This window comes from Hydrogenobacter sp. T-2 (genome assembly GCF_033971325.1).
In the GTDB taxonomy this organism is placed as follows: domain Bacteria; phylum Aquificota; class Aquificia; order Aquificales; family Aquificaceae; genus Pampinifervens; species Pampinifervens diazotrophicum.
On record NZ_CP117180.1, the window covers coordinates 1041915 to 1054873 of the forward strand.

12 protein-coding genes and 1 tRNA gene are annotated in these 12959 nt (G+C 43.5%); 8 read left to right on the forward strand and 5 right to left on the reverse strand.

Features of this window, described 5'->3' with window-relative positions:
• Positions 1-93 precede the first annotated feature (93 nt).
• Positions 94-166: transfer RNA gene (locus tag IAE16_RS06020), tRNA-Pro, on the reverse strand.
• The gene (locus tag IAE16_RS06025; protein ID WP_323699861.1) at positions 167-1462 is read right to left on the reverse strand and encodes an amidohydrolase; all 1296 of its coding nucleotides are present in this window, start codon (positions 1460-1462) and stop codon (positions 167-169) included.
• On the opposite strand from IAE16_RS06025, the gene IAE16_RS06030 reads away from it, so the two are divergent.
• From IAE16_RS06030 to rpmI, 7 genes are read left to right on the forward strand one after another with little or no spacing between them, the layout of a single operon-like run.
• Complete coding sequence (locus tag IAE16_RS06030; protein ID WP_323699862.1) at positions 1461-2189, forward strand: zinc ribbon domain-containing protein; 729 nt, start codon at positions 1461-1463, stop codon at positions 2187-2189. The genes IAE16_RS06025 and IAE16_RS06030 overlap by 2 nt on opposite strands.
• Positions 2173-3282, forward strand: a complete 1110-nt coding sequence (rodA, locus tag IAE16_RS06035) for a rod shape-determining protein RodA (RefSeq protein WP_323699863.1) — start codon at positions 2173-2175, stop codon at positions 3280-3282. Before IAE16_RS06030 ends, rodA begins: the two co-directional genes overlap by 17 nt.
• A complete protein-coding gene (gene hemW / locus IAE16_RS06040; protein WP_323699864.1) occupies positions 3275-4378 on the forward strand; it encodes a radical SAM family heme chaperone HemW in 1104 nt (367 codons plus the stop codon). The genes rodA and hemW overlap by 8 nt, the downstream gene beginning before the upstream one ends.
• Entirely contained in the window at positions 4375-5634 is a 1260-nt protein-coding gene (locus IAE16_RS06045; protein ID WP_323699865.1) for a M48 family metalloprotease, read from the forward strand. Before hemW ends, IAE16_RS06045 begins: the two co-directional genes overlap by 4 nt.
• A gap of 12 nt (positions 5635-5646) precedes the next feature.
• Positions 5647-6777, forward strand: a complete 1131-nt coding sequence (argJ, locus tag IAE16_RS06050; protein WP_323699866.1) for a bifunctional glutamate N-acetyltransferase/amino-acid acetyltransferase ArgJ — start codon at positions 5647-5649, stop codon at positions 6775-6777.
• 31 nt (positions 6778-6808) lie between these two features.
• A complete protein-coding gene (locus IAE16_RS06055) occupies positions 6809-7327 on the forward strand; it encodes a TlpA disulfide reductase family protein (RefSeq protein ID WP_323699867.1) in 519 nt (172 codons plus the stop codon).
• A gap of 32 nt (positions 7328-7359) precedes the next feature.
• Positions 7360-7563, forward strand: coding sequence for a 50S ribosomal protein L35 (gene rpmI, locus IAE16_RS06060; protein ID WP_173834171.1), 204 nt, complete (start codon positions 7360-7362; stop codon positions 7561-7563).
• On the opposite strand, the gene IAE16_RS06065 is transcribed toward rpmI, so the two are convergent.
• The 3 genes from IAE16_RS06065 to IAE16_RS06075 all read right to left on the reverse strand — a co-directional run bounded on the left by IAE16_RS06065 (position 7560) and on the right by IAE16_RS06075 (position 10996).
• Positions 7560-8816, reverse strand: coding sequence for an FAD-dependent oxidoreductase (locus IAE16_RS06065; RefSeq protein WP_323699868.1), 1257 nt, complete (start codon positions 8814-8816; stop codon positions 7560-7562). The two genes, rpmI and IAE16_RS06065, sit on opposite strands and share 4 nt — an antisense overlap.
• Positions 8791-9510, reverse strand: a complete 720-nt coding sequence (locus IAE16_RS06070; RefSeq protein ID WP_323699869.1) for a Rieske (2Fe-2S) protein — start codon at positions 9508-9510, stop codon at positions 8791-8793. The genes IAE16_RS06065 and IAE16_RS06070 overlap by 26 nt, the downstream gene beginning before the upstream one ends.
• A gap of 157 nt (positions 9511-9667) precedes the next feature.
• Positions 9668-10996, reverse strand: coding sequence for an FAD-dependent oxidoreductase (locus tag IAE16_RS06075; RefSeq protein ID WP_323699870.1), 1329 nt, complete (start codon positions 10994-10996; stop codon positions 9668-9670).
• 201 nt (positions 10997-11197) lie between these two features.
• On the opposite strand from IAE16_RS06075, the gene ilvB reads away from it, so the two are divergent.
• Complete coding sequence (gene ilvB, locus IAE16_RS06080) at positions 11198-12952, forward strand: biosynthetic-type acetolactate synthase large subunit (protein ID WP_323699871.1); 1755 nt, start codon at positions 11198-11200, stop codon at positions 12950-12952.
• Positions 12953-12959 lie beyond the last annotated feature (7 nt).

Below are 12959 nucleotides of genomic sequence, written 5' to 3' on the forward strand. Positions count from 1 at the left end.
AAAATTTAAACTATGTAGGTGTAGCTAAGCTATAAAATTTGATTGCAATAAAGATTACGAATGCTTATTTAAGGATATCAGCACGTCTTTAAATCGGGGTGAGGGGACTTGAACCCCTGACCTCCTGCTCCCGAAGCAGGCGCTCTGCCACCTGAGCCACACCCCGTCAGAATAGAATTTTACTCTTTAAAAAACCTTGTATTTTTTCCTTCCACTTGTTGGCAACGAAGAGAACCTCTTCTTGGTCTATGGTTTTTAGCTCTCCCTTTTCCATCAAGACTTTTCCTTTGCATATGACCGTGTCTATGTCTGAGGACTTTGCGGAGTATACAAGCTGGGCAATGGGGTCATAAAGGGGTTGTAGATGAGGCTTGTTAGGGTCAAGGAGTATAAGGTCTGCGTCGTATCCTACCTCAACCCTTCCTGCTTTTATACCCACCGCTCTAAAGCCTTCTTCACTTGCTATTCTAAGGGCGGTTCTTGCATCCATTGCCTTTGCGTCAAGGTTTGCACCCTTTTGCAGTTTTGCCATAAGGCTTAACTCTTCAAGCATATCAAGGTTGTCATTGGAAGCTGGTCCGTCAGTGCCAAGACATACATGAATGCCTCTTCTTATGTAGTCGCTTATGGGTGCTATACCAGAGGCGAGTTTTAGGTTGCTCTCAGGACAGTGCAAGACCTTTGCACCCTTCTCCTTTATCATTTCCCTTTCTTCCTCTGTGGTCCATACTACATGAGCCATCAAAGTCTTGTCTGTAAGTAGACCGAGACTGTATAGGTGTTCCACAGGTCTTTTGCCAAACTTTTCTAAGGATGCGTCCACTTCTTGTTGGGTTTCCGCTACATGGATGTGAATGTATACTTCCTCTTCAAGGGCAAGCTGAAGGGTTTTTCTCAAGGTGTCTGGAGAGCAGGTGTAGACCGCATGAGGACAAAGGGTTGGGAATATTAGCTCCTGTCCTTTGAAGTCTCTTATAAATTCTCTTGCCCTCTTTAGGTATTCCTCTTGAGTTTTTGCCACTCTTGTGGGAAAGTCAAGGATACCAAAACCAAGCCCTGCTCTTATTCCAGCCTTTTGGGCAACTTCCGCTATGCTCTCCTCAAAGAAATACATATCCATAAACAGGGTTGTCCCTGAGCGTATGGCTTCCGCAATTCCTATAAGTGCACCGTCCCTTACAAATTCTGGAGATACAAATTCACCTTCCAACACCCATATAACCTTCTGAAGCCAATCCATAAGGGGAAGGTCTGCACCCAGACCTCTCAGTAGGCTCATGGATATGTGCGTATGCATGTTAGCAAAGGAGGGATAGAGGACTTTACCTTTTGCCTGTATAACATACTTTGCAGGAGACTGTATATCTTCGGAGATTTCCACTATCTTGCCATCTCTTACAGCCACATCCACATACTGGTTCTTCTCTGCTAAAAGGGCGGACTTAATTAGAAGGTCAAACATGGCTTATATTATATTCTTTGTGAAGGCGGACATACTTAAAAAAATGCTAAGGCTTCAACAAGTAGAGCTTGAAATACTAAGGGTGCAAAGTGCTCTCAAAAAGGTTCTATCTCAGATATCAGAAGTGAGCGGGAAGATAGAAGAGCTGAAAAGGCAAAGAGAAGGTGTGGAAAAAAGCATAGAGGGTCTAAAGGCGGAGATAAAGAGGCATAGAGAAGCCATCCAAGAGTGTAAGGAGGGTGCGAAAAGGGCAGAAGAGAGACTAAGCTTAGTCAAAAAGGCAGAAGAGTACAAAGCACTCCTTAGGGAAAAGGCAAGACACGAAGATTGTGTTATAAAGCTCACCAAAAGCCTAAAAGAGCTTGAAGAAAAACTAAAAAAACTCCAGAAAGAAAGGGAAGATAAAAAACTCGTAAGAGAGCTACAGGATTTAGAAGAAGAGCTTTCGGACTTGAGATATTCCCAATCAAGGCTCACGAACAAGTTAGATGAGTTAACAAAGGAATTTCAAAAAATAAAGGAGAGCACAGAGCCAGACGTGGTCCAAGAATACGAGGTCCTAAAGAAAAAACACGGCTTGCCAATAATACTTCCCATTGACTCCTTTGGTGCTTGCACCCACTGTGGGACAAAACTACCATCCGCTCTTTACTCAAGGCTAATCAAGGGAGAAGTGGCAGTTTGTCCAAGCTGTGGAAGGCTTGTATATTATGAAGAGGAAACTTGAAGATATCCTAAGGAGCTACGACCCATACCTCTTGGTAGCCCTTTTCCTCCTTTGCCTAATAGGACTTTTAGGCATATACAGTGCCACATACAGAGGAGGTCCTTCTCCACTTTTTATAAAGCAAAGCCTTTATTTTGTAGCTGGTTTGTTGGTGATTTTTATCTTCTCAAGAATAAACTTTAGAACCATTTACGATACTGCACCTGCGATATATTTCCTCAATCTTTTTCTTCTCATTCTCGTGCCAATTTTAGGTAAAACGGTATATGGAGCAAAAAGGTGGATTGACCTTGGTCCTGTTAGCATACAACCTTCAGAGTTTATGAAGTTTTCCCTTTTGCTTTTTGCTTTATACACGCTCAGTTATATGAAAAAACTCATAAGTAAGGAAGGTCTTATACTTCTTATGGCTTTTTCCATGCCTGCGGTTTTAACACTAAAACAACCAGACCTTGGCACTGCGGTAATATATGGTGTGATAGTAATTCTCCTCCTATTTCTAAAAGGGCTTAGTCTTAGATACTTTATAATCGCTGGCATCTTGTTGATTTTTATGTCTCCAATTTTCTGGCACTTTCTAAAAGACTATCAGAAAGCTCGCATACTTGCGGTTCTTGACCCATACCAAGATTATCATGGTAGTGGCTATCAGCTAATCCAGTCTGTTATAGCAATAGGTTCTGGTGGCTTTCTGGGAAAGGGCTTTTTGCAGGGCACACAGGCACATCTTCTCTTTCTTCCAGAAAAGCACACAGACTTTATATTCTCCGTTATAGCGGAGGAGTTGGGCTTTATAGCTGGATTTTTACTTTTGGCTTCCCTCCTCGTTATATTTTATAGGCTGGTTTACCATGCCATAGACAACCCTCATCCTACAGAAAGGTTGTATCTTGGGGCTTTTGCTGGACTTTGGCTCTTTCAGACTGGGGTAAACCTTCTCATGACTATGGGATTAACTCCTGTTGTAGGCGTGCCTCTACCCTTTGTAAGCTATGGTGGTAGTAGTATACTCACCTTTTCTCTGTTTATGGGTGTAGCCTTCTCCATTATTAGAGAGAATAAAAACAGACCCATAAGGTTTGAGCATGGTTAAGGCTCTATACTTTCACATTCCCTTTTGCTCTCATAAGTGTACTTACTGCGACTTTGTTTCTGTAGTAGAGCCTGTGGTAGAACCAAAGGAGTATATGCGCTTTCTTTTAAAGGAGCTTGAGCTATACAAAGATTTGAGCATAAAAGCTCAAACCCTCTACTTTGGAGGTGGAACGCCTTCCCTTATAGAGCCAGGGGTTTATGAGGTATTCCTTGAGCGACTTAGCAGTTTCTTGGACATATCTTCTGTAGAGGAAATTACCCTTGAATGTAATCCAGAAAACTACTCCTATGAAGACTATAAAAGGCTAAGGCGGTTGGGTTTTAACAGAATAAGCATTGGAGTGCAGAGTCTAAGAGAGGAGGGTTTAAAGGTTCTTGGTAGGCTTCACTCTGTAGAAGACTCTATTAGGGCAGTTGAGCTTGCACACAAGGCTGGTTTTGAAAACATAAACATAGACCTCATATATGGCTATCAGGGACAAAGCCTAAAAGACCTACAGCATGAGCTAAAAGCCCTAAAAGACTTACCTATAAGCCACGTATCCTTTTATCTCCTAACACCCTATGAGGATACTCAATTTGGCTTTCTGTATCAAAGAGGACTCCTTGAGCTTCCGGATGACCACATTATAGCGGATATGTATGAGCTTATATGTGAAAATCTTGAGGATATGGGCTTTTTGCAGTATGAGGTCTCCAACTTTGCCCTCCCTGGGTATGAATGCAAGCACAACATGGTCTACTGGACTCATGAAGAGTTTTTAGGTCTTGGTGTGTCCGCATGGAGTTTTGTAGAAAGGGTAAGGTTTGGAAATACGAAAAACCTTAGGTTTTATGTAGAAAGAGTTAGAGGGGGTCAAAAGCCAGTGGAGTATGAAGAAAGGCTTGAAGGTATAGACCTACTTTATGACTACCTTTTTACCGCACTTAGAACCACAAGAGGTGTGGAAAAAGAAATTTTGTCTGAGCTACCTCAAGGTCTTGAAGAGTTCTTTTTAGAAGAAGGGCAGAGGCTAAGATTAAACAGAAGGGGTATGCTTCTCATTAACGAGGTGTTGTGGAGGCTCAGAAAGGTTATATTATTAAAGACATGAAGGTTTTTGTCGTCCTCCTTGCCTTTTTCTTTCTTGGTTGTGCGGACGTATCTGCAAGAAGAACCTTTCTAAACCTCTTGCCTGAGAACAAGGAAATAGAGATAGGTAAGGCTTACGTTCCTTACGCTATTGAGGAGTTTGACGGTCTATATCCAGATAGGGAAGTGCAGGAGTATGTAAGAAGTGTGGGGATGAGATTAGTCAAACACACAGAGAGAAAAGTGCCTTACGAGTTTTATGTGGTTAACTCCTCTCAGATAAACGCCTTTGCCCTTCCTGGTGGTCCTGTTATGATAACTAGGGGGCTTTTGCTGAGGTTAAACTCTGAAGGTGAGCTTGCGAGCGTCTTGGGACACGAATTGGGTCATATAAACGCAAGGCATCATGCGAGGTTTCTTGAAAAGCAGTTTGGCTTAAGCTTGCTCCTCAATATAGGTGCTCTATTCGTGGCTGAGAAACCCTATGGACAAGCTTTGCTTCAATTTGGACAGGTAGGTGCTGGTCTTTTGAGCCTGAAGTTTAGCAGAGACCAGGAAAGGGAAGCTGACCAACTTGGCATCCTATACACTTACAGAGCGGGTTATGACCCAAATAGTATCATAGGCGTCTTTGAAATGTTCAAATCTATGGAAAGGGGTGGTAGACCTCCAGAGTGGCTCTCCACACACCCTCTTCCAGAAACCAGAATAGCGGAAGCCAAAGCACAAATACAGAGACTGAGACCTCAGGGAGCTCTTGTGCAAGACACAGAAGATTTCCATAGGGTGAAAGAAAGGCTCAAGAGAACGCAACCCTCCTTTGAAGAGTTTGAAAAGGGTAAGAAAGCCTTCGCTAACAATAACCTAAGGCTCGCTCTTGAGCATTTCCAAAGAGCGGTAGAGTTATACCCAGAAAACTACATGGCAAGAGCATATATGGCTTATGTGCTCGCCAGAGATCAAAGACTTGATGAGGCGGAAGGGCACTCAAGAAGGGCTCTGGATACGATGCCAGATGTTTTTCTTACCAACTATGTGTATGGTTATGTGAAGTTTTTGCGTGGAGATTATCAGGGATCTCTAAGATATCTCCAGAAGGCAAACAATCTTATACCAGACCATGCAAGCACGCATTACTATTTGGGTAGAAACTACGAAATTTTGGGACAAAGGTCAAAAGCCATAGAACACTACAGAACCGCTCTTGAGCTATCTCAAGGAAAAGCGGAATGGGCATCGGATGCCAGAGAAAGGCTAAGAAGACTCGGTGGGATGTGATAGAATTTTCCTATGGATATTCTTATGTGTGTTGGACGGGCGGGGTTAAAGTCGGGGGGAAAACCTGACCTCCTTGTAGTATTGCTTCCTCAAACTTGCACTGCCTCTTTCCTTTTTACAAAAAATCACTTCAAATCCGCAAGCGTTCTTTACTCTCAAAGGGTTTTTAAGGGAAAAGTGAGGGCGATGGTGATAAACAGTGGAAACGCCAACTGTGGAGTGGGCAAGGAGGGGCTAATTCATGCGGAGCTTATGGCAAAAAGAGTAGCGGAAAGGTTGGACCTTGAAGAGGATGAGGTCTTGGTTTTTTCCACAGGCGTCATAGGAAAGCCTATGCCTATAGTTGATGTCTTGAATGCCATAGACTCTGCCTGCGGACTTCTTGAACCCCTTGACCTAAAAAGGGCGAGCGAAGTAATCTCAACCACCGATAACTTTCCCAAGTATGACTTTGTAAAAAAGGGTAAACTTGAAGCCTTTGGTTTTGCGAAGGGGGCAGGCATGATACATCCCAACATGGGGACTATGCTTGCCTTTGTGTTTACCAACGCAGACCTCAGGGAGGATACAATAGAGAAACTTCATAGGGATATAAACGAAAGGACCTTTAACTCTATTAGCGTAGATGGTTGTATGAGCACCAACGATAGCTTTGGACTTATAAGCCTTGGTCTCATAAAGGAAGACTTGCAAGTGGTTAGCCAGGCAGTAGAAGAGGTTTCACTAAATCTCGCCAAAAAGATAGTCCAAGACGGTGAGGGTGCCACCAGGGTTATAAAGGTTCATGTAAAAAACGCCTCCATACAGCTCAAGGCAAGGCTTATTGCTCAGGCGATAGCCACTTCAAACCTTGTGAAAACGGCGGTGTTTGGTAAAGACCCAAACTGGGGAAGGATAGTAGCTTCCGCAGGTTCTACGCCCTTTCCTATAGACCAGTTTAAGCTAAGGGTCTACATAGGAGGGCATCTCCTATACGACGGAAGGGTTCATCCAAAGGCGGTGGAAAAGGCAAAGAAGTATCTTGAGGAATCTCAGGAGGTGGAAATAACCCTTGACCTTATGGAAGGAAAGGAAAGCTGGACCTACTATAGCTCAGACCTTACCTACGATTATGTAAGGATAAATGCGGAATACACCACTTGAAAAGTGGTGACAGTCTATTAGATTTTTTATCATGTTTAAGTTTCTCCCCTATGTGCTTGCAGGCTTTCTAATCTCTATGCTGTTGATTTTTGGACTCAGGCAAAAGCAGGAAGAGGTCCTACAGAACTCCTATAGACCACCGGTGGAACAGAGCTTATCAGATTTTACCTTTAAAACCCTTGATGGAAGAGAGTTAAGACTATCTGAACTTCACGGGAAGGTAGTCCTTGTAAACTTCTGGGCAACATGGTGTCCACCTTGCAAAGAAGAAATGCCTATCTTTGAGAGAGAATACAAGAGGTGTAAAGACAAGGGCTTTGAAATACTCGCAGTAAACATGGATAGCTCGGAGAGCAACCTGCAAAAGTTTTTAAAGGAAAACAGATATTCCTTTAGCATAGTCCGACCCTCAAAAGACCTTGAAAAGGAACTAAAGCTCATGGGCTTTCCCACCTCATACCTTCTTGATAGAGAGGGCAATATATATCGTATAAGGCTTGGAGTTTACAGGGAATTAGAAGAAGACCTCAAAAAGCTCCTTGGGTGCTAGTTGTGGTATAATCTTTAGCCGGAGGTTTTAATATGGCGAAGGTTAAGATGAAAACTAACAGGTCTGCAAAGAAGAGGTTTAAGATAACCGCAACAGGAAAAATAAAGAGGCAAAAAGCAGGGGGTTCACACTACAACACGCATAAGGCAAAAGATAGAAAAAGAAGACTAAGAAAGGCAACCCTTGTCCACCCAAGCTGGGAAGACAAGGTAAAGGGAATGCTGAAAGAGTTTTAACTAAAGAGGTCTCTCCATAGACCTCTTGCCCACTCCTCATACCTTTTGGCGGTGCTCTCTTTTCTTTGGTTGTCCTCTCTGTGAGTTGGGACGAACCTCTTTGATACCGTATCGTATCTGAAGGCGGTTTCTGTCATTATGGCTTCTTTGTCGCTTACCATTGCGTAGCATATCATCTGCAGGTATTCTTCCTTTACCTCTTTGCCTTTCATCCTTGCGTTTATAATCTTTGCCACCATCTTGCCTTCTGAATGTGCTGCGTATCCGCTCTTCGGCAGATAGCTTTGACATGCATCACCTATAACGAACACATTCTTCACAGAAGATTCAAAGGTTAAAGGATTGACTTCTACCCACTTTTGACCCTTCCTCAAGAGCCCGGTTTTTTCAAGAAGACTGTTTGCCTTCATTGGTGGGATTATGTTTGCAAGATCATACTTGAAGTCTCCATGAGAAGTTTTCACCATCCTTTTGTGAACATCTATATCTCTTACCTGTGCTGAGGTTATGTAGGTGGCTATGTCCTTATAGAGGTCATAGTAGGCGGATAGAAAGCCCTCTGAGTTTATTATGGGTCTTTCATTGGCATCAATAAAGTAAATATGAGCTTTTAGCTTGTTTTTCTTTATCATACTGGCTATTAGAGCTGCACGCTCATAAGGTGCTGGTGGGCATCTGTAAGGCGGTGGCGGAACTGTGATTAAAATATCACCCACTTCAAAGTCTTCTATAAGCCTCTTAAGATATATATGCTCTGAACCTGGTTTGAAGGCTGGAGGGTTGTAAACCAAGGAATCTTTATAAAAGGGTTTGTCTTCCACATCGTAGTCTATACCAGGAGAGAGCACAAGGTAGTCATAGGCTATATAACCAGAGGAAGTTCTCACGGCTTTTTTGTCAAGCTCCACACCAAGGATCTTGTCGTTTATGACTCTTACTCCATACCTTGTCTCTAACACATTGTAAGAAAAGCAAAGTGGCGTGAGCTCCATAAGACCGGTCAGAAAATGGTTTGACATGGGACAGGACATGAAAAAGGGTCTTTCCTCAATGAGCACCACATCAAGGTTTGGGTTTTCCTTTTTCAGATACTTGGCGGTTGTAACGCCTCCATAGCCTCCGCCCACTACGACTACTTGAGCTTTTTGTCTTTTTTGCAGTTTTGCGTAAGCCATCAGTGGTGCGGTCAAGCCAAAGGCTACAGCTCCTCCTATCAACTCCCTTCTGTTAACACCTGACCACTGCTTGGACATATTTATCCACCTCCATAACAATGCATTTATCTACAAGCTCTCTGGCTTTTGCGGTAGAGCCATACTGTTGTCTTAGTTCTGTTCTGTAGTTATCAAAAAATTGCTGAAACTGGTCTCTGCCCAAGACGCCAACCGCATAAAAGTTTCCACCTTCTTCCTGAAGCACTATGGATGCGAGAGGAAAGTCCGCAGGACCGTCTATTACGCTACCTCCTGCCTTAGGGTCATACAAGGCAAGATGAGCACAGCACTGGATTATTCCAGCCTTTTTTGTAGTCTCCGAAGGTGTGTCTGGTGGGTAATAGTTAATAAAGGAATATTGTGGAGTTGGATAGCTCCACTGGTGGGCACATATGGCAGAGTAAGCAACTATGCTTTTCTTTGAGCCAACGCCACCACCCCACTGGTAGCTTTTACCATCTTTGAGCTTTATCTCTGCAGGTTGGACCGCTTCTCCGAGATTAAGTAGATAACAAGGAGTAGAAGCGTGCGGATAAAAGAATATGTAGCTTGCATGAGGCTTTATATCCTCTTCCTTCAGAGGAGTTCCGTCCTGTTTCACCAGAAGTGCCTTCTTGTATGCTTGAAACATACCATCCTTTTGCTGGGCAAGTGCCTGAGAGAAAAAGCTGGCGTCTATCATAGAAGCTACCGCGACAGTACCACAAGTCTTTATAAAATCCCTTCTATCCATATGCTACACCTCTTTGGGTATTATTATAAACCTCTTGCTTTGGTATTTACGCAAATTCAGTACCATAAACAAAGAGGCTTGAAAACATAACTCCACACTTGAAAATTGTTCTCTTTTGCAACATATGTTGCAACGGGGCAAAAATGCCCCGCTCTAATCATACAAACATGTCCCTATATATTGCCCTTGCCCATTCGTATGTTGCCTTTGCGAGGGCTTCTGACCTTTCGTTTATGGTTCTGGGTCTTGGGACTATCTTGTTTTCTTGCTTGTTGTATTCGTAGCTCACATTTATAACTATCGCCTCCTGTGGAGAACCGTTAACCATAGAGTAGCATGTATTGTCTGGTAGTGCAAGTGGTGCTTCTTTACCTGCTATCCTTGATGCTATCACTTTTGCCACTATCTTTCCTTGTGCGTTTGCTTGGTGTCCACTCTTGGGATATGCGGTTCCAAGAGCTGGAGATATAACGTCTCCCACAAGGAACACTCTTGGGTCTGCCTTTGCTTGGAAGGTAAGCGGGTCTTGGTCTGCCCAGCCTGTGAGTTTGCCCTCCTTGTCCTTCGCTATAAGGTCCGCCATCCATACAAGCTCTCCTGCCTGGTGAGGTGGAGATATATTAGCATCAGTAAACTTAAAGTCTCCTGCGGTGGTCTTTATGACCTTATTTACTGGGTCAATCTCCTTTACGGAAGCCCTGGGCACATACTCAATAATACCAAGATAAACCTGCTCAAAGGCTGCTCTAAAACCAGGGCCCTTGGGTGCTATATCTTCCTTGGGGTCAAGGACTATTACTCTACCCTTAACCTTGTTTCTCTTAAATACCTCTGCCACCATACAAGCTCTTTCGTATGGAGCTGGTGGACACCTGTAGGCACCTGGTGGGACCACTATGATAAAGTCTCCTTCTTCAAATTCGTGTATCTTTCTCTTAAGAGCCAAATGTTCAGAACCGGGTATATATGCAGGAGGGAAGTTGACCTTGGTAAGTCTTGCAAGCTCTCTGTTATCTCCAAACCATGCGGAATAGTTATACCTTATACCGGGTGCTAAAACAAGATAGTCATATTGTATATACCCTCTGGTGGTGTATACTCTTCTTTTGTCTCTCTCTATGGCTATAACCCTGTCGTTCATGAATGTATAGCCATATTTGGCTGCGGGTTGGAGATAATCGTGTTGTAGAAAATCAAGACCTACAAGGTCCGCAAGCCAGGGGTTGGATATGGGACAAGAGAAAAAGACAGGCCTTTGTTCTACTAAAATTACCTCTATGTTGGGGTTTTCCTTCTTTAGATATTTTGCCACCGTTAAACCGGCCCATCCACCACCGCATACAACTACTCTGTTGCCCTTTGGTGGAGGCATAAGAGCTTCCATCTTAACTACCCTTTCTGCTGCTGCAAAGACTGGTTGAGAGACTGCTCCAATGGCAATAGCTCCTACTCCTGCGGACTTTAAAAGGTCACGCCTTGTAATCATACTACACCTCCCTTAAAGGATTTGGTTAAGATCATAAACCTTTAAAAGTGAACCTGTCAATAAGAAGATGTGAAGTCAATTATTAATTTTTCTTATTTAAGCTAATTCTTATAAGCTTATGCTCCAATGAAGAATACTTAACAAAATTTAAACAGTTGCGTATATTTTATATCTTTACAGATTCTGAAACGGAGGTTTGATATGCTACGAAAGGGTGCGGATATTGTTATACAAACCCTAAAGGAAGAAGGTGTGGAAATTGTTTTCGGTCATCCCGGTGGTGCCATAATGGAAGTCTACGATGCCCTCTATAGAGATGGTGGAATAAGACACATCTTGGCAAGACACGAGCAAGGTGCAGGACATATGGCAGAAGGCTATGCCAAGGCAACGGGCAAAGTTGGTGTTGCCATGTCTACCTCTGGACCTGGTGCCACAAATTTAGTGACCGCTATAGCGGACGCCTATATGGACTCTGTTCCTGTGGTCTTTATAACCGGTCAAGTTCCAACCCATCTTATAGGCAATGACGCCTTTCAGGAAGTGGATATAGTAGGCATAACAAGACCTATAACCAAGCATAACTTTTTGGTAAAAGGCATAGAGGAGCTTCCCCTTGCCATCCGTCAAGCCTTCTACATAGCAAGGACTGGAAGACCAGGACCGGTGCTTGTGGATATTCCAAAGGACATTACCCAAAAGCTCAGCGATGTGTCAATTCCTTCCCTTGAGGAGTTAAAGGAATCCCTCCCTGGCTACAGACCACACCTTGAGGGCAACCTTCAGCAGATAAGAAAGGCGGTAAGGCTCATAATGGAAGCTAAAAGACCAGTTCTATATGTAGGTGGCGGAGCAGTTCAGGCAGAGGCACAAAAGGAGCTGGTGGAACTTGCGGAGCTTATGAAGATACCAGTGGCCACCACCAATATGGGTAAGGGTGCCTTTCCAGAGCTCCATCCTCTGGCTCTCCACATGCTTGGAATGCACGGCACATATTACGCCAATATGGCGGTATATAACTGCGACCTACTTATAGCGGTAGGTGCGCGCTTTGACGACAGAGTTACAGGAAAGGTAGAAGAATTTGCTCCTCAGGCAAAGATAATCCACATAGACATAGACCCAGCCTCTATCTCAAAGAACATAGTGGTGGATGTGCCAATAGTGGGTGATGTGAAAATAGTCCTAAGGAAGCTCCTTGAGGAAATAAAGAGAGAAGGCGCAAAGCTCTATTTTCCAGAAGAAAGACAAAAATGGCTTGAGCGTATAGAGGGCTGGAAGAAAAAGCATCCTCTCACCTATAGAAAATCCAACACGGTTATAAAACCCCAGTATGTAATAGAGCAAATATACGAAGCGACAAAGGGCGATGCCATAATTTCCACAGGTGTGGGACAGCATCAAATGTGGTCTGCAATGTTTTATAAGTATTCTTTCCCAAGGCAGTTTATAAACTCTGGTGGTCTTGGGACAATGGGCTTTGGCTTTCCTGCAGGCATTGGGGCAAAGCTGGGTAGACCAGACAAGGAGGTGTTTGTAATAGACGGAGATGGCTCTTTTATGATGACCATGCAGGAGCTTATAACTGCGGTGCAATACAAGGTGCCAGTGAAGGTTGCCATAATAAACAATGGATATCTTGGTATGGTAAGGCAGTGGCAAGAACTATTCTACGAGAGAAGATACTCAGAAGTAGACCTTTCTATTCAGCCTGATTTTGTAAAACTGGCGGAAGCCTGTGGTGCGGTGGGCTTTAGGGCGGAAAAACCCTCAGAGGTGAGAGAAATAATAGAAGAGGCTCTCAAAATCCAAGACAGACCAGTTATAATGGACTTCCATGTGGACAGGGAAGAGAACGTGCTTCCTATGGTTCCTGCAGGAAAGTCTTACAGAGATATGATATTAGAAGATGGCAAAAAGGCTGTAGAAGCAGAGACCATGTATTTAGTAGGCTAAAGGAGGT